This is a genomic window from Herbiconiux daphne, from assembly GCF_024979295.1.
GTDB classification, from domain to species: Bacteria; Actinomycetota; Actinomycetes; order Actinomycetales; family Microbacteriaceae; genus Herbiconiux; species Herbiconiux daphnes.
The window spans coordinates 48,636-70,257 of record NZ_JANLCJ010000012.1; the positions used below are offsets into that span (position 1 = coordinate 48,636).

Annotated in this window: 22 protein-coding genes; 14 read left to right on the top strand and 8 right to left on the bottom strand. The window is 70.4% G+C overall.

The genetic code is table 11. The features are described from left to right. Positions 1 to 3: 3 nt before the first annotated feature. From N1032_RS20720 to N1032_RS20730, 3 genes are read left to right on the top strand one after another with little or no spacing between them, the layout of a single operon-like run. Positions 4 to 819 (top strand): lysophospholipid acyltransferase family protein, encoded by an 816-nt coding sequence (locus N1032_RS20720; RefSeq protein ID WP_259541963.1) that lies wholly within the window; start codon positions 4 to 6, stop codon positions 817 to 819. Beyond that, a complete protein-coding gene (locus N1032_RS20725; RefSeq protein WP_259541965.1) occupies positions 816 to 1,964 on the top strand; it encodes an NAD(P)H-dependent glycerol-3-phosphate dehydrogenase in 1,149 nt (382 codons plus the stop codon). Before N1032_RS20720 ends, N1032_RS20725 begins: the two co-directional genes overlap by 4 nt. Further along, positions 1,876 to 2,964: a D-alanine--D-alanine ligase family protein gene (locus N1032_RS20730; RefSeq protein ID WP_259541967.1), complete on the top strand. Its 1,089-nt coding sequence runs from the start codon at positions 1,876 to 1,878 to the stop codon at positions 2,962 to 2,964. Before N1032_RS20725 ends, N1032_RS20730 begins: the two co-directional genes overlap by 89 nt. A 32-nt stretch (positions 2,965 to 2,996) precedes the next feature. Here the strand turns inward: N1032_RS20730 and N1032_RS20735 are convergent, their stop codons facing one another. Next, on the bottom strand, positions 2,997 to 3,512 hold the full coding sequence (locus tag N1032_RS20735; RefSeq protein WP_259541969.1) for a DUF3515 domain-containing protein: 516 nt from the start codon (positions 3,510 to 3,512) through the stop codon (positions 2,997 to 2,999). 27 nt (positions 3,513 to 3,539) lie between these two features. Here N1032_RS20735 and N1032_RS20740 point away from each other — a divergent pair, with 27 nt between their 5' ends. Next, positions 3,540 to 4,709 (top strand): thiamine-phosphate kinase, encoded by a 1,170-nt coding sequence (locus N1032_RS20740; protein ID WP_407933064.1) that lies wholly within the window; start codon positions 3,540 to 3,542, stop codon positions 4,707 to 4,709. 54 nt (positions 4,710 to 4,763) lie between these two features. Here the strand turns inward: N1032_RS20740 and N1032_RS20745 are convergent, their stop codons facing one another. Beyond that, the gene (locus N1032_RS20745; protein WP_259541971.1) at positions 4,764 to 5,363 is read right to left on the bottom strand and encodes an RsmD family RNA methyltransferase; all 600 of its coding nucleotides are present in this window, start codon (positions 5,361 to 5,363) and stop codon (positions 4,764 to 4,766) included. A gap of 61 nt (positions 5,364 to 5,424) precedes the next feature. Here N1032_RS20745 and N1032_RS20750 point away from each other — a divergent pair, with 61 nt between their 5' ends. The 5 genes from N1032_RS20750 to N1032_RS20770 all read left to right on the top strand — a co-directional run bounded on the left by N1032_RS20750 (position 5,425) and on the right by N1032_RS20770 (position 11,293). Beyond that, complete coding sequence (locus tag N1032_RS20750) at positions 5,425 to 7,734, top strand: ATP-dependent DNA helicase RecG (RefSeq protein WP_259541972.1); 2,310 nt, start codon at positions 5,425 to 5,427, stop codon at positions 7,732 to 7,734. A 106-nt stretch (positions 7,735 to 7,840) separates the two neighbouring features. Beyond that, entirely contained in the window at positions 7,841 to 8,656 is an 816-nt protein-coding gene (locus N1032_RS20755; RefSeq protein WP_259541973.1) for a hypothetical protein, read from the top strand. 34 nt (positions 8,657 to 8,690) lie between these two features. Next, positions 8,691 to 9,182 (top strand): pantetheine-phosphate adenylyltransferase, encoded by a 492-nt coding sequence (gene coaD, locus N1032_RS20760; protein ID WP_259541974.1) that lies wholly within the window; start codon positions 8,691 to 8,693, stop codon positions 9,180 to 9,182. A gap of 93 nt (positions 9,183 to 9,275) precedes the next feature. Further along, on the top strand, positions 9,276 to 10,277 hold the full coding sequence (locus N1032_RS20765) for a TIGR03557 family F420-dependent LLM class oxidoreductase (protein ID WP_259541975.1): 1,002 nt from the start codon (positions 9,276 to 9,278) through the stop codon (positions 10,275 to 10,277). Continuing rightward, entirely contained in the window at positions 10,274 to 11,293 is a 1,020-nt protein-coding gene (locus N1032_RS20770) for a coenzyme F420-0:L-glutamate ligase (RefSeq protein WP_407933062.1), read from the top strand. The genes N1032_RS20765 and N1032_RS20770 overlap by 4 nt, the downstream gene beginning before the upstream one ends. A 64-nt stretch (positions 11,294 to 11,357) precedes the next feature. Here N1032_RS20770 and N1032_RS20775 read toward each other — a convergent pair whose 3' ends face one another. From N1032_RS20775 to N1032_RS20790, 4 genes are all read right to left on the bottom strand, one after another. After that, positions 11,358 to 11,936, bottom strand: a complete 579-nt coding sequence (locus N1032_RS20775) for a dihydrofolate reductase family protein (RefSeq protein WP_259541976.1) — start codon at positions 11,934 to 11,936, stop codon at positions 11,358 to 11,360. Positions 11,937 to 11,994: 58 nt separating this feature from the next. After that, a complete protein-coding gene (locus tag N1032_RS20780) occupies positions 11,995 to 12,822 on the bottom strand; it encodes a YidC/Oxa1 family membrane protein insertase (RefSeq protein ID WP_259541977.1) in 828 nt (275 codons plus the stop codon). A 101-nt stretch (positions 12,823 to 12,923) separates the two neighbouring features. Then, positions 12,924 to 13,256, bottom strand: coding sequence for a DUF6412 domain-containing protein (locus N1032_RS20785; protein ID WP_259541978.1), 333 nt, complete (start codon positions 13,254 to 13,256; stop codon positions 12,924 to 12,926). A 102-nt stretch (positions 13,257 to 13,358) separates the two neighbouring features. Further along, positions 13,359 to 13,775, bottom strand: a complete 417-nt coding sequence (locus tag N1032_RS20790) for a DapH/DapD/GlmU-related protein (RefSeq protein WP_259541980.1) — start codon at positions 13,773 to 13,775, stop codon at positions 13,359 to 13,361. 111 nt (positions 13,776 to 13,886) lie between these two features. On the opposite strand from N1032_RS20790, the gene cofC reads away from it, so the two are divergent. Then, positions 13,887 to 14,528 (top strand): 2-phospho-L-lactate guanylyltransferase, encoded by a 642-nt coding sequence (cofC, locus tag N1032_RS20795; protein WP_259541982.1) that lies wholly within the window; start codon positions 13,887 to 13,889, stop codon positions 14,526 to 14,528. A gap of 61 nt (positions 14,529 to 14,589) precedes the next feature. Here the strand turns inward: cofC and N1032_RS20800 are convergent, their stop codons facing one another. Then, entirely contained in the window at positions 14,590 to 15,555 is a 966-nt protein-coding gene (locus N1032_RS20800; protein ID WP_259541984.1) for a sugar-binding transcriptional regulator, read from the bottom strand. A 138-nt stretch (positions 15,556 to 15,693) separates the two neighbouring features. Here N1032_RS20800 and N1032_RS20805 point away from each other — a divergent pair, with 138 nt between their 5' ends. From N1032_RS20805 to glpK, 3 genes are read left to right on the top strand one after another with little or no spacing between them, the layout of a single operon-like run. Next, entirely contained in the window at positions 15,694 to 17,466 is a 1,773-nt protein-coding gene (locus N1032_RS20805) for a glycerol-3-phosphate dehydrogenase/oxidase (protein ID WP_259541986.1), read from the top strand. A 55-nt stretch (positions 17,467 to 17,521) separates the two neighbouring features. Beyond that, positions 17,522 to 18,292 carry an MIP/aquaporin family protein gene (locus N1032_RS20810; RefSeq protein ID WP_259541989.1) on the top strand — a complete coding sequence of 257 codons (771 nt, stop codon included), beginning with the start codon at positions 17,522 to 17,524 and terminating at the stop codon, positions 18,290 to 18,292. Between the two features lie 53 nt (positions 18,293 to 18,345). Further along, on the top strand, positions 18,346 to 19,866 hold the full coding sequence (glpK, locus tag N1032_RS20815) for a glycerol kinase GlpK (RefSeq protein WP_259541991.1): 1,521 nt from the start codon (positions 18,346 to 18,348) through the stop codon (positions 19,864 to 19,866). 101 nt (positions 19,867 to 19,967) lie between these two features. Here glpK and N1032_RS20820 read toward each other — a convergent pair whose 3' ends face one another. Next, positions 19,968 to 20,639, bottom strand: coding sequence for an HAD-IA family hydrolase (locus tag N1032_RS20820; protein WP_259541992.1), 672 nt, complete (start codon positions 20,637 to 20,639; stop codon positions 19,968 to 19,970). A gap of 87 nt (positions 20,640 to 20,726) precedes the next feature. Between N1032_RS20820 and N1032_RS20825 the strand changes: the two genes are divergently transcribed. Beyond that, on the top strand, positions 20,727 to 21,590 hold the full coding sequence (locus N1032_RS20825) for a VOC family protein (protein ID WP_259541993.1): 864 nt from the start codon (positions 20,727 to 20,729) through the stop codon (positions 21,588 to 21,590). Positions 21,591 to 21,622 lie beyond the last annotated feature (32 nt).

Here is a 21,622-nt window from a genome sequence, read left to right on the forward strand (position 1 = left end):
CCGGTGGCGTCCTCCCCGACTCCCGCCGCGCCCACTGCCGGGCACGAGCTGCAGAAGCGCAAGAAGACCGAGCGCACCGTGGCGTTCACCGCGCTCGCCGCCGTCGTCATCCCGTTCCTCAACGTCATCGCGAAACTGCACCTGCGCGACGCGCACAAGCTGCCGGCTGAGGGCCCGTTCGTGCTGAGCCCGAACCACTACTCCAACATCGACCCGGTCATCATGGCCTGGGCGGTCTGGAACCTCGGCCGGGCGCCGCGATTCCTGGCGAAGGACTCGCTGTTCCGCATCCCCGTGGTGGGCTTCGCGCTGCGCAAGAGCGGGCAGATCCCCGTGCAGCGCTCGGGTTCCGGCCGCAACAACGAGCCGTTCTCGGCCGCGAACCAGCTGGTCGAGCACGCGCAGGGCGTGATCGTCTACCCGGAGGGCACGCTCACGCGCGAGCCCGACCTGTGGCCGATGCGCGGCAAGACCGGCGCCGTGCGGCTCGCGCTCGAGCACGGTATCCCGCTCATCCCGGCAGCCCACTGGGGCACCCAGGCCGTGCTGCCGCGCTACTCCAAGAAGCTCAGCCTCTTTCCGCGCAAACGCATCGAGATCGTCTTCGGCGACCCCGTCGACCTCGATGACCTGCGCGCGAAGCCCATCGACCAGAAGGCCCTGATCGAGGCCACCGACCGCCTGATGACGGCGATCACCGGTCTGCTCGAAGGCCTCCGCAACGAGAAGGCGCCGGCGGTGCGCTGGAACCCGGCCGCCCACAACCAGACCGAATACGGCCGCCTCGAGCAGCCGGGAAAGGCCGAGGCCGCCGAGTGAGCAAGACCCCCGGCCGTTCGCCTCAGCGCGGCGCCGCTCCGCCCCGCCCGCGCGTCACCGTTCTCGGCGCCGGCAGCTGGGGCACCACGTTCGCCAAGGTGCTCGCCGACGGCGGCTCCGACGTGACGCTCTGGGCGCGGCGCCCCGAGCTCGCGAAAGAGATCCGCGAGGCCAAGCGCAACAGCGACTACCTGCCGGGCGTCAACCTGCCGCTCGCGGTGACGGCGACCTCGGATGTCGCGGCAGCGCTCGCCGGCGCCCAGATGGTGTTCGTGTCCATCCCGAGCCAGTCGCTGCGGCAGAACCTGGTCGAGATCAAGTCGCTCATCCCCGACGGCGTGCCCGTGATCAGCCTGATGAAGGGCGTCGAGAAGGGCACGGGCCTTCGCATGAGCGAGGTGCTCGAGCAGGTGCTCGAGATCGACCGAGACCGGATCGCCGTGGCATCCGGGCCCAACCTCGCCCTCGAGATCGCGAAGGAGCAGCCCACCGCCGCCGTGGTGTCGTCGACGAGCATCGAGACCGCCGAGGCCGTGGCCAAGGTGGCGACGAACCGCTACTTCCGCTCGTTCATCAACACCGACGTCATCGGCACCGAGTTCGGCGGCGTGCTCAAGAACCTCATCGCGGTGGCGATCGGCATCGTCGACGGCGTCGGCTACGGCGAGAACACGAAGGCGTCGATCATCACGCGGGGTCTGGTCGAGATGACCGACTTCGCGGTGGCCTACGGCGGGCATCCGGAGACCCTCGCCGGGCTCGCGGGGCTCGGCGACCTGATCGCGACCAGCGGATCGTCGCTCTCGCGCAACAACACCGCCGGGCGCCTGCTCGGCCAGGGCTACAGCTTCGCCGACGTCGTGAAATCGATGCAGCAGACCGCGGAGGGCCTGGCTTCGGTGGCCCCCGTGCTCGCGCTCGCCCGCGCGAAGGGCGTCGACATGCCCATCTGCCGTCAGGTGAGCGAAGTGCTGGCCGGTACGCTCGATCCGAAAGACATAGCCCCCCACCTGACCACCGACGACGACTCGGGGCCTCAGGGCGAAAGGACTCTCGATGCCAAGCAAGACAACGGTCGTGGTGCTTTTCGGAGGTCGCTCCAGCGAGCATTCGATCAGCTGCGCAACCGCGGGCGGAGTTCTTGAGGCGATCGACCGGTCGCGCTACGACGTGATCCCGGTCGGCATCACGGCCGACGGCGCCTTCGTGCTCGAAGACGACGACCCCGCGAAGTTCCGGCTCGACATCCATGCGCTGCCGCGGGTGCTCGACAACGGCACCCGCATCCTGTGGCCCGATTCGACGGCGACGCGGGAGCTCTCGGTTCAGGATGCCGGCGGCGGCATCCGGTCGCTCGGCGACGTCGACGTGGTGTTCCCCATCCTGCACGGCCCGTTCGGCGAAGACGGCACAATCCAGGGGCTGCTCGAGCTGATCGGCGTGCCCTATGTGGGCTCGGGGGTGCTGGCGTCGGCGCTCGGCATGGACAAGCACTTCACCAAGACCGTCTTCGAAGCGGCCGGCATCGCGGTGGCCCCGTGGCGCACGGTGTCGGCTCGGGAGTGGCAGACGGCTCCGGATGCCGTGGCCGAGTCGGTCGCCGGGTTCGGCCTGCCGCTCTTCGTGAAGCCCGCTCGCGCGGGGTCGTCGGTCGGCGTGAGCAAGGTGTCGGCACCCGCGGAGCTGGGTGACGCGATGACGATCGCGCTGCGGGAGGACTCCCGGGTGTTGATCGAGCAGGCGGTCGTGGGCCGCGAGGTCGAGTGCGGCGTGCTGGGCGGCCGCGACGGCGGTGCCCCGCGCGTGTCGGTGGCGGGCGAGATCGTGATGACCGATCGCGAGTTCTACGACTTCGACGCCAAGTACCTCGACGCGCCCGGTATCGACCTCGTCTGCCCCGCGGCGCTGACGCCCGAAGAGCTCGCGACGATGCAGGAGCTGGCCGCGCGCGCCTTCACCGCCATCGACGGGGCCGGCCTCGCGCGGGTCGACTTCTTTCTCACCGCCGACGGCTTCGTCATCAACGAGATCAACACGATGCCCGGGTTCACGCCGATCTCGATGTTCCCGAAGTGCTGGATCGCGACCGGGTTGTCGTATCCGCGGCTGATCGACGAGCTGATCGGGCTGGCGCTCGAGCGCTGAGGGCTGAGTGCTTAGCGCTGGGCGCTGACCGCTTAGGGCGCGTCGGTGGGGATGGGCGAGGTGTCGCCCACGTTGAGGCACGCGCTCGTCTGCGGAATCACCGAGACCGCCTGCGTGAGGTCGACGAGTGTCGAGCTGCTCGACACGACGTTCGAGTCGAGCACCACCTCGACCGCCGGATCGCGGCCGAACGTGGTGAAGGTGTAGATCGGGTCGTCGGAGTCGTCGCGGATCCAGTCGACGCCGTTGACGTTGTCGCACGGCAGCGTGGTGGGGCCGGGCGGGGTCACGCCGCAGTGCAGCAGGATCGACGCCGGATCGCCCCAGGCGCCGGTGGCCTGGGCGTCGGTCTCGCGGCGCGCGGCATCCGCCACCGTGTCGGGCAGGCGCACGGTGACGTCGGCGCAGGTCGGGTTGGTGGCATCCGCGGCCGGTTCGAGCGCGACGGTGCCGGCGCATCCGCTCAGCAGACCCGCCGAGAGGGCGGCGAGGGCGACGATGCCGACGAAACGGCCCGGGCGGGTGGCGAAGAGGGTGCGTGCGGGCATGGCAGTTCAGGCTACCGTTTAGAGGTGATCCCCGACTTCGGTTTAGCTGCGAACGACCCGACGCTCGCGCAGCTGGGCGAGGGTGAGACGCTCAAGAAGATCTTTCCGCGACTGCCGCACGCCGACGCCGAGCTGCTCGGCCCGGGCGACGACGCGGCGATGGTGGCCGCCCCCGACGGGCGATACGTGGTGACCACCGACATGATGGTGCACGGCCCCGACTTCCGCACGGCCTGGTCGACGCCGCACGATCTGGGCTGGAAGGCCGCCATGTCGAACCTCGCCGACGTCGCCGCCATGGGCGCCCGGCCGACGGCGCTCGTCGTGGCCATCGCCGCACCGCTCGGCACGCCCGTCTCGGCCCTGCTCGGCATCGCCGACGGGCTTCGGGATGCCTGCACCGCGGCCGCGCCCGGCTGCGGTGTGGTGGGCGGCGATCTGTCGGTCTCCGACACGCTGACGCTCGCGGTGACGGCGTTCGGCGACCTCGGCGGCCGCCATCCGGTGACGCGGTCGGGCGCGCGGCCCGGCGACGTGATCGCGGTGTCGGGCGACCTGGGGCGGGCGGGGGCGGGCATCTGGCTGCTCTTCCGCGATGCGCGCCGGGCGGCGGTGGCGGGTGCTGCGGCGGTAGCGGGTGCCGATGACGGCGCGACGGCGCTCGGCGCAGGTTCACCGGCGGCTTCGGCGACGGGTTCAGCGACGGCTTCGGCCGAGGCGCTCGAACCCGACGCCGAGCGTGGCCTCGCCCTGCGCCTGGAGCACGCCGACCTCGTCGAGGCGCAGCTCGCCCCGATCTCGCCGATCGCGCTCGGAGTGGCGGCGGCGCTCGGCGGAGCGACGGCAATGCTCGACGTGTCCGACGGACTCATGCTCGACGCCCGCCGCATCGCCGTCGCCAGCGGCTGCGCCCTCGCCTTCGACCCCGGCGCCATCGCGCGGGAGGCGCGCGACCTGCTCGACCTCGACGCGGTGGTCGGCGACCGCGCGGTCGACTTCGTGCTCGCCGGCGGCGAGGATCACGCCCTGCTCGCGACGTTCCCGGCGGATGTCGCGCTGCCCGACGGCTTCCGGTCGCTCGGCTCGGTCGTGGCGCCGGTGACTCCGGGCGCCTTCGACGCGCTCATCGGCGATCGCCGCTACGACGATCTCGGCGGCTGGGACCCCTACGCCGACTGGGACGGCCAGTCGGGCTGACGCGCTGACGCGCTCACGCGCGGGGCCGGCTTGACGCTCAGGAGTGGCCGCCACTCAGGCCGGAGACGCCCACCACAGCACGGTCTCGCCGTAGCTCTTCGAGCGATCGAGCTCGAGGCCCGCGGGCCACGTGGGCTCGGGGGAGCGGCTGCTGCGCTCCACCAGCACCACCGCGTCGGGAGCGAGCAGGGGCGTGACCGCCGCGAGGGCCTCGGCGAGCTCCTCGTCGGGCAGGTCATAGGGCGGATCGATGAGCACCACGTCGAACCCCGCCCCCGGCACGACCGGCTGCGCTCGAAGGTAGCTCTGCACGGCCGCCACCGACACGCCGATGCGGGGTCGGGCATCCGGAGCCGCGCTGCGCGCCGCCTTCTGGAAGGCCTTCTCGATGACGCCCGCGTTCTGCCGAGCGATGCGCGCAGCGGCGGCGTTCTTCTCGACCAGCGTCACCGTCGCCGCCCCCCGGCTCGCGGCCTCGAGGCCGAGCGCGCCCGAGCCGGCGTAGAGGTCGAGCACCCGCGTTCCGCCGAGGCCGCCGCGCGCCTCGAGCGCCGAGAAGATGGCCTCGCGCACCCGGTCGCTGGTGGGCCGCGTGCCCGAGCGCGGCACGGCGAGCGAGAGCGAACCGGCGAAGCCGGCGATGATGCGGGTCACGCAGAGCACCCTATCGCGAGGGCCCGCAGGGGTGTCGGCCGCGGCGCTTAGAATTGCGGGCATGACCAGCCCGGCCCCCGCCTCACGGCACGAGGTGACCGCCGCCCTCGACGCGAAGCTCCCGGGCGCGCTCGGCGGCCGCACCGCCGCCGCGTTCGAGAAGGCGTTCGGCATGCGCACGGTGGCCGACCTGCTGAGCCACTACCCGCGGCGCTACGCCCGCCGGGGCGAGCTCACGGCCATCGCGAAGTTGCCCCTCAACGAGACGGTCACCATCGTCGCCGAGGTGCGCGACGTGCGCGAGCGCCAAATGCGCGCGCGGCGCGGCACCATCCTCGAGGTCTCCATCTCCGACGGCGAGGGCATCATCAGCCTCACCTTCTTCAACCAGGCCTACCGCGCCCGCGAGCTGCGGCCGGGCACCCGCGGCATCTTCGCCGGCAAGGTCACCGAATACCGTGGTGCGCTGCAACTCGCGCACCCCAACTACGAGCTCTTCGACCCGCTCGCCGATGCGGCGGCCGCCCTGAGCGGAGTGGATGGCGCGGCCGGCGCCGCCCTCGACGACGCGGCCGCGCGGCGCTGGGCCGAGATGCCCATCCCCATCTATCCGGCGACGGCGTCGATCACCAGCTGGCAGGTCGCGAAGTCGGTGGCGATCGTGCTCGACGGAGCCCGCGGAGGCATCCCCGACCTCGTGCCCGACGACGTGCGGCACGAGCGGGGCCTGCTCACGGCCCAGCGCGCCTACGAGCTCATCCACCGGCCCGAGAAAGACGCCGACTACATGAAGGCGCGCGAGACCCTGCGCTTTCATGAGGCGTTCGTGCTGCAGACCGCGCTCGTGCGGCAGCGCCGAGCCGCTCATGCGGTGCGCACCACCCCTCGCCCGCCGAAACCGGGTGGCTACCTCGAGCGGTTCGACCGGTCGCTGCCGTTCCGGCTCACGGGCGACCAGCAGACCGTCGGCGGTGAGATCGCGCGCGACCTCGCCGGCGACATCCCCATGATGCGCCTGCTGCAGGGCGAGGTGGGCTCGGGCAAGACGCTCGTGGCCGTGCGGGCCATGCTGGCGGTCGCCGACTCCGGCGGCCAGTCGGCGCTGCTCGCCCCGACCGAGGTGCTCGCTTCGCAGCACCTGCGTTCGATCGTCAAGGTGCTCGGCCCCGACCTCTCGGCCGAGCTGATGCCGACACTTCACACCGGTCAGCTCTCGACCGCCGAGCGCAAGAAGGCCCTGCTGCGCATGGTCACCGGGCAGGCGAGACTCGTCATCGGAACGCATGCGCTGCTGTCGGATGCCGTGCAGTTCTACGACCTCGGCCTCGTGGTCGTCGACGAGCAGCACCGGTTCGGCGTCGAACAGCGCGACACCCTGCGCCAGAAGGGCACGACTCCGCCGCACGTGCTCGTCATGACGGCGACCCCCATTCCGCGCACGGTGGCGATGACGGTGTTCGGCGACCTCGACGTGTCGACCATCACGCAGCTGCCGGCGGGCCGGAAGGGCATCGAGAGCTTCAGCGTGCCGCTCAGCGAGAAGCCCGCCTGGGCCGGCCGCATCTGGCAGCGGGTGGCCGAAGAGCTCGCCCAGGGCCGGCAGGCGTTCGTGGTGTGCCCGGCGATCGATCCGGCCGACGACTCGGGCGACGGGCTCGACGGCCCCGGGCCCGACGACGGCGCGGGGGGCGCGGGCGACGGCGGGTCAGACGGCGCCGGGCCTGAATCCGCCGTGCCGGCATCCGTTCCCGCTCCGCCGAAGGCGAACGTGGTCGACACCCTCCGGCTGCTGCAGACCGTGCCGGCGCTCGCCGGGGCCCGCATCGAAGCACTGCACGGCCGCATGCCGAGCGATGAGAAAGACGCGGTGATGCGGGCGTTCGCCGCGAAAGAGATCGACGTGCTCGTCGCCACGACGGTCATCGAGGTGGGCGTCGACGTTCCGAACGCCTCGACCATGGTTGTGCTCGACGCCGATCGCTTCGGCGTGAGCCAGCTGCACCAGTTGCGAGGCCGCGTCGGCCGTGGGGGAGTGCCCGGTCTGTGCCTGCTCGTCACCCACGCCGAGGCCGATTCGCTCGCCCGCGAACGGGTCGACGCCGTGGCCGCCACGCTCGACGGTTTCGAGCTGGCCGAGATCGATCTCGAGCTGCGACGCGAGGGCGACGTGCTCGGCAGTCTGCAGTCGGGCGGCCGGTCGTCGTTGCGACTGCTGCGAGTGGTGAAAGACGCCGACGTGATCCAGGATGCCCGGGCCGTGGCCTTCGAGATCGTGGCGGCCGATCCCGGTCTCGAGGCGCATCCGGCCCTCCTCGACGCCCTCGAACGCCGCTTGCGCGAGACCGAGGAGAGCTTCCTCGCCAAGAACTGATCGACGCGGGCCGTTTACCCCTCGGTAACCCATTGAAAAATCGCGCGCGCGGGGGCACAGTGGACACACGTGGACACACGTGGACATAAGTGCAGATGAGGTGGGTATGAAAACCACGAAATCACGACGATTCACAGGTTCCGCACGCGAGATGCTGCGCCCCGACATCATGCCGGTGCTCTCCGCGGGCCGGCACCGCTCGCCGCGCTCAGGCGCGTGCTTCATGGAGTTCGCCTCCTTCCTCGCCGGAGAGCGTTGGAGCGATCATCCGTCGTGCACGCACGCCGGTCTCGCGCACATGGCGCGGGCGGTCAACGACCTGACGTCGAACGAGGGCCGCTCGAAGCTGGCGCCCCTGATCCCGTCGGTGATCGGGCTGACCAGCGACGACCCGCGACTCGACTCCATCATCGCCATCACGGCGGCGTCGGCGGCCATCCCGATCGCATCGATCGATCGGCAGCACGCGCTCGCGGTGGGAGCACTGGTGTGCCAGGAGGCTCTGACGAAGTCGGGCGGCAGCGAGTGGGTCGACGTCGACCAGCAGTTGCAGGCCGCTCTCGACGAGGCGCCCGAGGCCGAAGCCTGGGCCCGGCGTTTTCTCGACCGCAACCTGCGGTGGCGGCGGGCCGAGATCTCGGCGCGGCAGACGCACGTGACGATCGCCATGGCGGTCGACGGCGTGCGGTCGGCGTGCGCGCCCTACCCCGACGACCGTCTCTACGCGCTGCTCGCGTCGACGATCGAGCTCTGCACGACGTTCGTGCAGAAGGAGCGGGAGAAGGCGGCGGCCGGCAGCGTGCCGGAGACCGCGGTGGCGGCATCCGTGTCGCCGTCGGTCGAGACGGTGTCTGTCGCGCCGGCCTCGGCATCGCAGCCTCGGGTGTCGGAGTCGCGCACGTCTTCGCTCTCGTCGTCGTAACCTCCGGGAAATGCCGCGTTGATAGCCTGGGGCCATGAGCAATGTCGCCGTGGTCCCCGGTTCGTTCGATCCCATCACGCTGGGTCACATCGACGTGATCGAAAGGGCAGCGACCCTCTTCGACGAGTTGCATGTGGTGGTGGTGCACAATCCTGACAAGCACGCCCTGATCCCGATCGCCCATCGCGTGGCCCTGATCGAGAAGTCGCTCGACGAGCGCGGCCTGCGGGGCTCGAACATCGTCATCAACTCGTGGAGCGTCGGCCTGCTGGTCGATTACTGCACGGATGTCGGCGCGTCGGCGATCGTCAAGGGCATCCGGTCGCAGGTGGATGTCGCCTACGAGACGCCGATGGCGATCGTGAACCGCAATCTGGCCGGCGTGGAGACGATCTTCCTGCTTCCCGACCCCGCGCACGCGCACGTGTCGAGTTCGCTCGTGCGCCAGGTGTCGGCGCTGGGCGGGGATGTCGCGCCGTATGTGCCCCGGGCCGTTGCGGAGTTCTTGGACCACACAACCGACTGAGCCGCGCCAGTTCTCCACAGCCGCACCCCTGTCGACGGATGGCCGCGACGCCGCGCATATAGTCGATAGGAGAGCGACCGGAGGTTCCTATCGATGTCCGACATTCAGATCGGCTACGCGGCGATGCTGGAGCAGTTCGCACCGTCTGAGGCGGTGGCGCTGTCGGCCTACGCCGAGCAGCACGGCTTCAGCGGGGTGATGGCGGCCGACCACTTCCAGCCGTGGGTGCCGCGGCAGGGGCAGTCGTCGTTCGTGTGGAACGTGCTGGCGGCGGTCGGTGAGCGCACGAAGGGCGATTTCGGGCCCGGCGTCACGTCGCCGAGCTTCCGGTGGCACCCGGCGATGGTGGCGCAGGCGTCGGCGACGCTGGGGGCGATGTATCCCGGGCGCCACTGGCTGGGGCTCGGGTCGGGCGAGGCGCTCAACGAACACGTGGTCGGCGGCTACTGGCCCGAGGCGCCCGAGCGCATCAACCGCATGTTCGAGGCGGTCGAGGTGATCAACAAGCTCTTCACCGCTTCGCTCGCCGGCAAAGACGTCAAGCATTCCGGCACGTTCTTCAAGCTCGAGTCGTCGCGGCTGTGGACGATGCCCGACAAGGCGCCCGAGGTGCTCGTGGCCACCGCCGGCCCGGTCACGGCCAAGCGCGCCGGCCGCACCGTCGACGGGTTGATCACGGTCGGTGCGCCGCTCGAGAAGATCTCGAGCCTGTTCGCGAAGTTCGACGAAGGCGCGCGCGAGGCCGGCCGCGACCCGTCGACCATGCCGCGGGTGCTGCAGCTGCATCTCTCCTGGGCGCCCACCGACGAAGAGGCACTGTCGAACGCGATGACCGAGTGGCCCAACGGCGGCATGCGATTTCCGAAGGCCGACATCCGGAGCCCGTTCGAGTTCGAGCAACTCGCGAAACTGGTGCGGCCCGAAGACTTCGAGGGCCGGCTCGTCATCTCGAGCGACCCCGACGTGCACCGCGCCTACATCCAGCGCTTCGCCGACCTCGGCTTCGACAAGATCTACCTGCACAACGTCGGCCGCAACCAGACGGAGTGGATCGACGTGTTCGGCCGCGACGTGCTGCCGAAGCTGCACCGGTGAGCGGGGCGACGGACGCCGGCGCGGCGGGCGGCGGTGGGGCGGCCGCGGGCTGGGGGCCCGCGGGCGGCGGCAGGGCTCCTGGCGGCGGGGTGCCTGCTGCCGGCGTGCCGGCCGGAGAGCTGCGGATCGTGCCGGTGGCAGGGCTGCCCGAGATCGAGTCGGGCGCCGATCTGGCGGCGCTCATCGGCGATGCGCTCGTGGCGGCGGCGCTCGTGCCGATCGAGGGCGACATCCTCGTGGTGACGAGCAAGATCGTGTCGAAGGCCGAGGGGCGGCAGGTCGCCGCGGTCGACCGTGAAGAGGCGATCACCGCCGAGACCGTGCGCGTCGTCGCCACCCGCGCCCACCCCGGCGGCATGACGCGCATCGTCGAGAACCGGCAGGGCATCGTGCAGGCCGCCGCGGGTGTCGACGCGAGCAACACCCCGGATGGCACGGTGCTGCTGCTGCCCGTCGATCCCGACGCTTCGGCGCGCGTGCTCGCTAACGCCCTGCGGGCGCGGTTTGGTGTGCGCATCGGCATCGTCGTCTCCGACACCCTGGGGCGGGCCTGGCGAGAGGGTCAGGTCGACATGGCCATCGGCGCGGCCGGCGTGCTCGTGCTCGACGACCTGCGCGGCAGTCGCGACTCCTTCGGTCACGAACTCGTCGTGACGCAGGCCGCGATCGGCGACGAGCTGGCGTCGGCCGGCGACCTCGTGAAGGGCAAGGCGAGCGGCATGCCCGTGGCGCTCGTGCGCGGGTTCGGGCACGCCGTCGTCGAGAGTCTCGACACTCCGGCGCGGGCGCTCAGCCGCACGGGCGAGAAAGACATGTTCCGCCTCGGCACCGACGAGGCGATCGCGCTCGGGCGCGCGCAGGGTCTGGCCGAGGGGCGCGCCGCGGGTTATGCCGAGGCCCACGCCGCCGGCTATGCCGATGGTCACGCCGCCGGCTATGCCGAGGGGCTGGCAGCTCGCGCGGCAACGCAGACCGACGACGACCCTGGTGCGACTCCGCCCGCCGGTCCGCAGTGATCAGGTTCGGCGTTGCACGTCGCGACCGCCGGCTTGCGGGGCCGCGCCAGAGCCGACGTCGCCGTCAGCGCACGCGGTCGTAGTGCGAGATCACCACGCCCGAGTCGAACGCCGTGCTCTGCGTCAGCGCATAGGAACCCGTCGCGGCACGCCCGCCGAACAGGCCGATGCCGTCGCCCACCGTGATCGGGTTCACCTTGAGAACCAGGGCATCGATCTCGTCGTGCAGCGCACCGGCCAGCTGGCCGCCTCCGCACAGCCAGATGTCGGAGCCGGCGGGCTCCGCCTTCAGGGCGCGCACCACCGACACCGGATCGTCGGTCGACAACGTCACGGGAGCGGGCACGTCGCGGGCGGTCCGCCCGCGCGAGAAGACGACCGTGCGCAGGTGAGGGTAGGGGTCGGTCAGACCGGCGGGGAGCCCGACGGCGTAGGTGTTCCACCCCATCACCACCGTGTCGAATCGACTCCGATCCGCCACCAGCCCGAGCGCCTCGAGCGCCGGCCCCGGCAGGGCATCGGTGAAATCGCCGAGCACCGACCTCATGTGGTCGCCCTCCGCCAGAAAGGCGGAGTAGTCGCCGTCGGCCGCGGCGATGCATCCGTCGAGACTGACGGCGACGTAGTAGACGAGCCTGCGCATCGGGAACCTCCCACCGACACGCTAACGCGTCATCCGTCGGTCGCCGAGGCCGATCCGCTCAGACGACCGTTCGTCGCAGGATCTCGCGTTCGGTCACCGTCCACGCGGTGGTGACCAGCAGGTAGAGACTCGCCGCGAGCGGCACGAACGCCGCGACCACTACGGTCACGAGCGGCAGCCAGCTCAGCAACCGGGCCGCCGAGCCACCCGGAGCCAAGGCCGCGAGAGCTCCGGATGTCCCGGCCGAAGCCGAAACCGAAGCCGAAGCCGAGCCCTGCCCACCACGGCCACCACCACTGCCACCGCTCCCGCCCGCGGCATCCGCGGCCGACCATCGCAATCCGCGCCAACGCGACACCAGGGAGATGCCGGCGATGAGCGCGAGGATCACGGCGCTCACCACCACGCCCTGCGGATCGCTGCCGCTGCCGATCGCGGCCACGAAACCCGTGCCGAGCGGCGCGCCCACGAGGGTCTGGCTCAGCAGGGCGTTCGGGTGGTCGTTGATCGTGGGCAGGATGAAGAGGCCGTAGATCAGCGACAGCACCGGAGCCTGGATCAACAACGGCAGGCAGCCGGCCAGCGGCGACGCGTTCTCCTCTGCGTAGAGCGCCATCGTCTCGCGCTGCAGTCGCTCGGGATTCTTGCCGTGCCGGCGTCGCAGCTCCGCGATCCGTGGCGCCAGGCGTCGGCGCATCCGCTGGGCGCGCGCCTGCGACAGCCCGACAGGAATGAGCGCCGTGCGCACCAGCACGGTGACGAGCACGATCGCGACGGCGGCGGCGTTCGCACCTGCGAGCGCGGCGAGCGCTGCGCTGAGCGCCTGGATGACGGCATACGCCCCGTCGAGCGCGGCCGCGATCGGGCCGAAGGCATAGATGTTCATGAAAAACTCCTCGCGAGCTACGGAAAAAAGGACCGTATGGTCGCGAAGGAGCGCACTCGCAGCGAGTGCACGATGCACGGGTGCACCGGGAGGGCGGGCTCCTACGCGGCCGCGAGGAGGCGCCCGGGGGCGCGGGGTTGGGGGCGGCCCGGGGCATCCGGGCGGCTCTGCGTGATGGTGGCGGGCAGTTCCACCGGCTCGGCGGGCGGCCCTGCCACGGATGCCGCGGCCAGCGCCACGAGGGCGGCCACGAGCACTCGGCTCGACACGGTCAGGGCCACGAGGCTCGCTCCGGCGACCACCGCCAGCGCGGCGACCACTCCTGGACTGACGTCGCCGCTCGACGACACCATCCAGACGAACCCGACGCCGAGCCCGACGGCGACCACGCGCGCCGCGGCCGCAAGACCCTCGCGCACGCGCCCGTCACCCATGCTCACAGACTAGCCTCAGCCCCGAGCATCCCGCCGAGAAGTCACAATCCGGTCTTCAGACGCTGCTTTCAGACCGTATTGTGACTTTTCGCGGCGCGGGGGTCACGCTGCCTTCATGTACTCCCCGCCCGAGGCGCCGTGCCGGCGCACGACGGCGCCGGGGGCCACGGTGGTGTCGTTCTCGACGTTGGTCTCGTCGGCGACGGTGGCGTTCGCACCGATGCGGGAATGGCTGCCGATCTTCGAGCGGCGGCCGATGCGGGCGTTCTCGCCCACGTGCACGTTGGCACCGATCTGCACGCCGGCGCCGATCGCGGCGCCGCTCTCGATCCAGCTGCCCGAGCCGATCCAGGCCTTCTGCCCGACCTGGGCTCCGGCCTCGACATAAGTGGTCGGCTCGATGTAGGCGGTGGCATCGACTTCGGCGCCGACAGCGACGTAGCCCTTGCCGTTGGGGTGGCGGCGATACCGCGAAACCACTCCGCGTTCGCCCTCGATCTCAAGGAATGTTCTGCTCACGTTGTCTATAACAGACAATGCGTCTGCATCATTCCACCAAAGTGGACCGATCGTTCTGTCTTTTCCACCGCCGCGCAGGAGGGCCCCCGCGATGCGGGATAATCGGTGCCAGTGAGTGATTCCCCCCTGTCGTGGACCGTCGTGGTCCCTGTCAAAGGCACCGCCGACGGCAAGTCGCGGATGGCCCCCGCCCTCGACCCCGAACTGCGCGCCAAGCTCGTCGAAGCGTTCGCCCTCGACGCGGTCGCGGCCCTGGCGGCCTCGCCGCACGTCGGGCGCGTGGTGGTGGTGACGGATGCCGCGGCCGCGGTCGCCCGCTCGCTCCGCGCCCTCGGAGCCGACATCGTGCCCGACCCGGGCCGCGGCCTCAACGCCGCCGTGCGCGCCGGCATCGCCGCCCCCCGCGAGCCCGCCGACCCCTCGGCAGAGCCGCCCGTCGCGGCCCTGCTCGGCGACCTGCCGTGCCTCACCACGAGCGACGTCGACGACGCGCTCGCACAGGCATCCGTTCACCCGCTCGCGGTCGTGCCCGACGCCGCGGGCACCGGCACCACCCTCATCACCGCCCTCCCCGGCGTGCGGCTCGAGCCGCGCTTCGGCGCCGGCTCGGCCGCCCGCCACCGAGCGGCCGGCCACGTGGTGCTCGACATCGACGAGCGCTCCACCCTGCGTCTCGACGTCGACACCGAGACCGACCTCGAGGCGGCCCTCGCCCGCGGCGTCGGCGCGAACACCGCGCGCGCGCTGCGCTGACCGCCGAGCGCCGAACCCGCGACGCCCGCGCCGCCGGTCGCCGCCCGACGCGGCGCCACCCCTACCCGTCCAGCAGCGAGTGCGCCGTCGCCTCGTCGATGATCAGGTCGGTCATGACCCCCGCGGCCAGCGCCCCGCGCAGCGCCGGCAGCTTCGACCGGCCCGACACCACGCACACCCGCCGCGACACCTTCGACAGCAGCGACAGCGACGGCCCCGACGACCGGGCGTTCATCGGGATGTCGTCGCTCGACCCGTCGGCCCGGTAGAACACCGTCGCCACGTCGCCCACCACCTCCGAGTGCCTCAGCTGCTCGAAGTCGGCCTCGTCGAGATAACCGCCGACGTAGACGTGCGACGGCACATCGGCCAGCGCCGACCCGAGGCCGAACAGCGCGATGTCCATGCGCTTCTGAATCTCGAGCACGCGACGGATGCTGCGCTCGCGCCACAGCACCTCCTTGGTGCGCGGGTCGTCGAAGAAGGCCGGCACCGGGAACTGCTGCACGTAGGCGCCGAACGCCCGCCCGAACCGGCTCATGATCTCGCTCGCGTAGCCGATGCCCGTCGTCTGCGCGTTCGAGGCGCCGTTCAGCTGCACGATCTGCGAGTTGTGCGTCACCTTGTCCTGCAGGTGTCGCGACACGGCCGAGAGGGTCGAGCCCCAGGCGATGCCCATCGTCATGTTGGAGTCGAAGAACGGCCCGAGAATCCGTGCAGCGCTCATCGCGACCCGCTCCAGCCGGTCGACCTCGGCGGTCGAGTCGGGCACCGGCACCACGTAGGCGTTGACCCCGTGCTGTTCGTGGATGCGGTCCTGCACCGATGAGATGCGGTCGGCCGGCGACTTCACCTGAATCTCCACCAGCCCGATGTCCCGGGCGAAACCGAGCAGTCGCGACACCGACGAACGCGAGGTGTGCAGTTCACTCGCGATCGCCTCCATCGTGAGATCCTGCAGGTAGTAGAGGTGGGCGGCACGCAGCGCGTCGCGCACTTTCTCGTTCGGAATCCCGTCGGTCGCCATGCGTCGTCGCATCCTTTCGAAGAGCGTCTGCACATATGTGCATTCGACTTGATCATATGTGAAACTCGGCGTACAACTGTTTCGTCGCATTGGATTGCAGCAAGGCAACCCTCACGAGAGCACGAAGGCGAGTGAGCAGTGAGTACATCCCAGACCGGTCAGGTCAACCCGGCAGACGTTCGTTCCGAGGTCGAGGCCATCCGAGCCAATCCTCGTGCCCAGGTCGTCATCATCGGTGGCGGCATCAACGGCATCGGCACCTTCCGCGATCTCGCGTTGCAGGGCGTCGACGTCATCCTCGTCGAACGCGGCGACTACGCGTCCGGGGCCTCCAGCGCCTCGAGCCACATGATCCACGGTGGCGTGCGCTACCTCGAGAACGGCGAGTTCCGCCTGGTGCGCGAGAGCGTGCAGGAGCGCAACCGCCTGCTGCGTCTCGCCCCCCACTACGTGAAGCCGCTGCCCACCACCATCCCGATCTTCTCCACCTTCTCGGGCATCCTGAGCGCTCCGCTGCGCTTCCTCACCCACAAGCAGGGCAAGGCCAAGGAGCGCGGCGCGCTGCTGATCAAGGTCGGCCTGATGGGCTACGACTCCTTCTCGCGCGACGGCGGCAACGTGCCGCGCCACAAGTTCGTGGGCCGCAAGAAGTCGCTGCAGAAGCTGCCGAAGCTGCGCCCCGACGTGAAGTACACCGCCACCTACTACGACGCCGCCGTCGAGAACCCCGAGCGCCTCGCGCTCGACCTGGTTCAGGATGCGCTGGCCACCGGCCCGAAGGCCCGCACCGCCAACTACGTCGAGGCGATCGGCGCGAACGGCGACGCGGTCGTGCTGCGCGACGTGGTGTCGGGCGCGACCTTCGAGGTCACCGCCGACGTGGTCATCAACACCAGCGGCCCGTGGACCGACCTCACCAACGAGGCCTTCGGCGAGACCACCCACTACATGGGCGGCACCAAGGGCTCGCACATCGTGCTCGACAACCCCGAGCTCTATGAGGCCTGCGCCGGCGGAGAGGTGTTCTTCGAGAACAACGACGGCCGCATCGTGCTGATCTACCCGCTCAACGGCCGCGTGCTCGTCGGCACCACCGACCTCGAGGCCGACCCCCGCGAGCCCGCGCTCTGCACCGAGGAAGAGGTCGACTACTTCTTCAAGCTCGTCGACCACGTCTTCCCCACCATCACGGTCGACCGGCCGCAGATCGTCTACCGCTACTCGGGCATCCGCCCGCTGCCCGGTCACGGTGACACCGCCCCCGGCTTCGTGTCGCGCGACTACCGCATCGAGCAGACCTCGTTCGGCACCTCGAAGACCGTCAAGCAGCTCAGCCTCGTGGGTGGCAAGTGGACGACGTTCCGCGCCCTCTCCGAGCACCTCTCGAACGACACCCTCGCCCTGCTCGGGCTCGAGCGCACGGTCAGCACGACCGACCTCGCGATCGGCGGCGGCGTCGGCTACCCGCAGACGCCTGCCGCAGTGGCCAACTGGGTGAAGGCCCACGGCGCCGACCTGGGCGAGGAGCGCACCCGCACCCTGCTCGCCCGCTACGGCACCAAGGCGTCGGCCGTGATCGACTACATCGTCGCGCACGACGACGACGCGGCCGAGACGGATGCGCCGCTCGCCACCCTGCCCGGCTACAGCACCGCTGAGATCGCCTACCTGATGACCCGTGAACACACGGTGCACCTGAGCGACCTCGTGCTGCGCCGCAGCATCATCGCCTTCGTCGGCGCGCTCACGCAGGCGGTGTTCGACGAGCTGAGCACCCTGGCCGCGGCAGCACAGGGCTGGTCGGCCGACCGGCTCGACGCCGAGCGCGAGCAGGCGGCAGAGAACCTCCGCTTCTTCCACGACATCGTGTTGGAAGCGAAGCACATGACGGTGACTGGCACCGTCAACTGAGAACGGGCGGTGCGCGGGTCGACCCGCGCGCTGTGCCCCAAGAAGGAAGGTCAATGTGGACAATCTCGGAATCGATTTCCTCTCGGAGTTGGTGGGCACAGCGCTCCTCGTGCTCCTGGGCTGCGGCGTCGTCGCCAACGTGGCGCTCGTTCGCACGAAGGGATTCAACGGCGGGTTCTTGATGGTGAACATCGGCTGGGGCCTCGCGGTCTTCGCCGGTGTGATCGTCTCCTACGCCTCGGGCGCGCACCTCAACCCGGCGGTGACGCTCGGTCTGGTGGCCAACGGCGCGAAGGAGTTCGGCTCGGCGGCCACCCCGGTCGACGTGAACTTCCTCACGGTGATCGCCTACATCGGCGCTCAGTTGATCGGTGCCTTCATCGGCGCCGTCTTCGTCTGGCTGGCCTACAAGCAGCACTTCGACGAGGAGCCCGAAGCGGGCAACAAGCTCGGTGTGTTCTCGACCGGTCCCGCCATCCGCTCCTACGGCTGGAACCTCGTGACCGAGATCATCGGCACCTTCGTGCTGGTGTTCGTGGTCATCGGCTTCGGCGGCGGACGCCAGGGCGACGGCGGCCTCGCGGCCCTCGGCGCACTCCCGGTGGCCCTGCTCGTGATCGGCATCGGCGCCTCGCTCGGTGGCCCCACCGGCTACGCCATCAACCCGGCCCGTGACCTCGGTCCCCGCATCGCTCACGCTGTGCTGCCCATCAAGGGCAAGGGCACGTCGGACTGGTCGTACTCCTGGGTTCCCGTGGTGGGCCCGATCATCGGCGGTGTGCTGGCGGGTCTGCTCGCCATTCCGCTGCTGCCGATCCTCACCTAGCCGGCACCGGCATCCGCTTTTCACGGTAATACGCAACGACAAAGGAGTTAGAAGTGTCTGAAGAGAAGTACGTCCTGGCGATCGATCAGGGCACCACGAGTTCGCGCGCCATCATCTTCGACCACAAGGGCACGATCGTGTCGACCGGTCAGAAGGAGCACGAGCAGATCTTCCCGAAGGCGGGCTGGGTCGAGCACAACCCGATCGAGATCTGGGACAACGTGCGCGAGGTCATCGGCCAGGCCCTGTCGCGCGCCGACCTGACGCGCCACGACATCGCCGCCGTGGGCATCACCAACCAGCGCGAGACCGCGGTGGTGTGGAACAAGAAGACCGGGCAGCCGGTCTACAACGCCATCGTGTGGCAGGACACCCGCACGCAGGACATCGTCGACCGGCTCGCCGCCGACGGGGGAGTGGAGCGCTTCAAGCAGATCGTCGGGCTTCCGCTCGCCACCTACTTCTCGGGCACCAAGATCGTGTGGATCCTCGAGAACGTCGACGGCGCCCGCGAGGCCGCCGAGGCCGGCGACCTGCTGTTCGGCACCACCGACAGCTGGGTGCTCTGGAACCTCACCGGGGGAACGGATGGCGGTGTGCACGCCACCGACGTCACCAACGCCTCGCGCACCCTCTTCATGGATCTCGAGACGCTCCAGTGGCGTGACGACATCCTCGAGGTGTTCGGGGTGCCGAAGTCGATGCTGCCCGAGATCAAGTCGTCGTCTGAGGTCTACGGCACCGTCGAGTCGTCGAACCTGCTGCGCGAGGTTCCGGTGGCCGGCATCCTGGGCGACCAGCAGGCCGCGACCTTCGGCCAGGCGGCGTTCGACGCCGGCGAGTCGAAGAACACCTACGGCACCGGCAACTTCTTGATCTTCAACACCGACACCGAGATCGTGCACTCCAAGAACGGCCTGCTCACCACCCTCGGCTACAAGCTCGGCGACGAGCCGGCGCACTACGCGCTCGAGGGCTCGATCGCGGTGACCGGCTCGCTCATCCAGTGGTTGCGCGACAACCTCGGCATCATCTCGTCGGCCCCCGAGGTCGAAGAGCTGGCGAAGACGGTCGACGAAAACGGCGGCGCCTACTTCGTGCCGGCGTTCTCGGGGCTGTTCGCGCCCTACTGGCGATCGGATGCCCGTGGTGCGCTCGTCGGCCTGACCCGCTACGTGAACAAAGGCCACATCGCGCGCGCCGCCCTCGAGGCGACGGCGTTCCAGACCCGTGAGGTGCTGGATGCCGTGAACGCCGACTCGGGCGTCGATCTGACCGAGCTCAAGGTCGACGGCGGCATGATCGCGAACAACACCCTCATGCAGTTCCAGGCCGACATCCTGGGCGTGCCGGTCGTGCGTCCGGTCGTCGCCGAGACGACCGCGCTGGGCGCCGCCTACGCGGCCGGCCTCGCGGTGGGCTTCTGGGCCAACCTCGACGAGCTGCGCGCCAACTGGCAGGAGGACTCCCGCTGGACGCCGCAGATGGACGACGCCGAGCGCGACCGCCAGCTGCGCAACTGGAAGAAGGCCGTCACGAAGACCTTCGACTGGGTCGACAGCGACGTGAACTAGTCACCACCCAGACACGAACCGTCACTTTCTGCTCTTCACGGTGGTGCATTCCATTGTGAGTTCCGGGGCCGAGAGTGACGGTTCGTGATTTTAAGAAGCGTTCACCCCAGGGTGATGCGGTAGCCGCCGTCGGGGGCGGGGTGCACGCGGGTGCGGGTGTAGTCGGGGATGCGGGGGAGGCCCGCCGTGGAGTCGCCCTCGTAGGCGCCGACGACCACGACCTGGGCGCCCGAGGCTCGCGCGGCCACGAGGCCGGCGTCGGCGTCTTCGAAGATCACCACGCGCTCCGGCGCCCGCCCGAGCAGCTCGATCGCCCGTCGGTAGCCCTCGGGTGAGGGCTTGCCCTCGGTCACGTCGTCTGCGCCGATGAGCACCGCGGGCACGGGGATGCCGGCCTCGCCCATGCGCAGGGCCGCCAGGCTGCGCCCGGCCGAGGTCACCAGTGCGACATCCGTCACCGCGAACGCCGCGACGAACGCGCCCGCCCCGGGCACCTCGGCCACGCCGCCCTCGAGGCCGGTCTCGTCGGCATGGATGCCGGCGACCGCCGCCTCGACGTCGGTGTCCGCCGGCAGGAAGCGGCTGACCGTGTCGCCGGCGCGTCGCCCGTGCGCGAAGGCCAGCAGCTCGGCGAGGTCGATGCCCTGCTCGGCGTGGCGATCGACGAAGGCGGCCCACACCCGCTCGACGAGCTCGGTGGAGTCGACCAGCGTGCCGTCCATGTCGAACACGACCGCGTCGGCGTGCAGCTCGGTTCTAGGAGTACTGTCCATGCCCTTCATCCTGGCATCCCGCCGGGCCCGGAGTATTCTGGCGGGCATCTGCAGCGAGGCGCGAGGAGACGCCGGACAGGAGCGACCGTGACCGACCAGACCGGGCAGAAGCCCCCGAAGACCTATCCCCAGGGTGTGACCTGCTGGGTCGACACCGAGCAGCCCGACACCGCCGCGGCCGCCGACTTCTACGGCGGCCTGTTCGGCTGGACCTTCGAGAACGCCATGCCCCCGGATGCGCCGGCCGTCTACCTGATCGCCCAGCTCGACGGCGACGACGTGGCGGCCATCGGCAGCGCCGAGGGAGGCGGGGGCGCGGCGGGAGCCGCGGCATCCTGGAACACCTACATCGCGGTCGACGACGCGGATGCCGCCGCGGCAGCGGTCGAGCGCGCCGGAGGAACGGTGGTCTCGGGCCCCGAGGACGCAGGGCCGGGCGGCCGCACGGCGACCTGCCGCGACCCCCAGGGTGCCGAGTTCCGGCTCTGGCAGGCCTACCGCCGCCTCGGCGCGCAGATCGCCAACGTGCCGGGCTCGTGGAACTTCAGCGACCTGCTCACCCCAGACCTCGCGGCGGCGCAGCGTTTTTACACCGAGGTGTTCGGCTGGCAGTACCACGACTACGGCGACGGCGTCGAGGCCATGTTCGCGGTGCCGGGCTACGGCGACCACCTGGCCGCCACGAGCGATCCCGAGATCTATGAGCGGCAGGCGGGAGCCCCGGAGGGGTTCGCCGACGTGGTGGGCGGAATGCACCAGACCGACGGCGCCGAGCCACCGCACTGGCACGTGAAGTTCAGCGTCGCGAGCCGCGCCGAAGCCATCGAGCGGGCCGAGCAGCTCGGGGCCACGCTGCTCGAGACCGAGGAGACGCCCTGGGCCGACCTCGCCCGGCTCCGCGACCCGCAGGGCGCAGAGTTCACCGTGAGCGAGTTCCACGAGCCCTCCTGATCGACCCGTTACCCCCTGTTTTGGTGGGCGCC

Bases quoted from the DNA above. Each gene is read 5' to 3' on its own strand.
- N1032_RS20775 (WP_259541976.1), bottom strand. From the start codon at position 11,936: ATGCGCAGGCTCGTCTACTACGTCGCCGTCAGTCTCGACGGATGCATC.
- N1032_RS20730 (WP_259541967.1), top strand. From the start codon at position 1,876: ATGCCAAGCAAGACAACGGTCGTGGTGCTTTTCGGAGGTCGCTCCAGC.
- N1032_RS20765 (WP_259541975.1), top strand. From the start codon at position 9,276: ATGTCCGACATTCAGATCGGCTACGCGGCGATGCTGGAGCAGTTCGCA.
- N1032_RS20785 (WP_259541978.1), bottom strand. From the start codon at position 13,256: ATGGGTGACGGGCGCGTGCGCGAGGGTCTTGCGGCCGCGGCGCGCGTG.
- N1032_RS20735 (WP_259541969.1), bottom strand. From the start codon at position 3,512: ATGCCCGCACGCACCCTCTTCGCCACCCGCCCGGGCCGTTTCGTCGGC.
- N1032_RS20800 (WP_259541984.1), bottom strand. From the start codon at position 15,555: ATGGCGACCGACGGGATTCCGAACGAGAAAGTGCGCGACGCGCTGCGT.
- N1032_RS20820 (WP_259541992.1), bottom strand. From the start codon at position 20,639: ATGGACAGTACTCCTAGAACCGAGCTGCACGCCGACGCGGTCGTGTTC.
- N1032_RS20755 (WP_259541973.1), top strand. From the start codon at position 7,841: ATGAAAACCACGAAATCACGACGATTCACAGGTTCCGCACGCGAGATG.
- coaD (WP_259541974.1), top strand. From the start codon at position 8,691: ATGAGCAATGTCGCCGTGGTCCCCGGTTCGTTCGATCCCATCACGCTG.
- N1032_RS20750 (WP_259541972.1), top strand. From the start codon at position 5,425: ATGACCAGCCCGGCCCCCGCCTCACGGCACGAGGTGACCGCCGCCCTC.
- N1032_RS20780 (WP_259541977.1), bottom strand. From the start codon at position 12,822: ATGAACATCTATGCCTTCGGCCCGATCGCGGCCGCGCTCGACGGGGCG.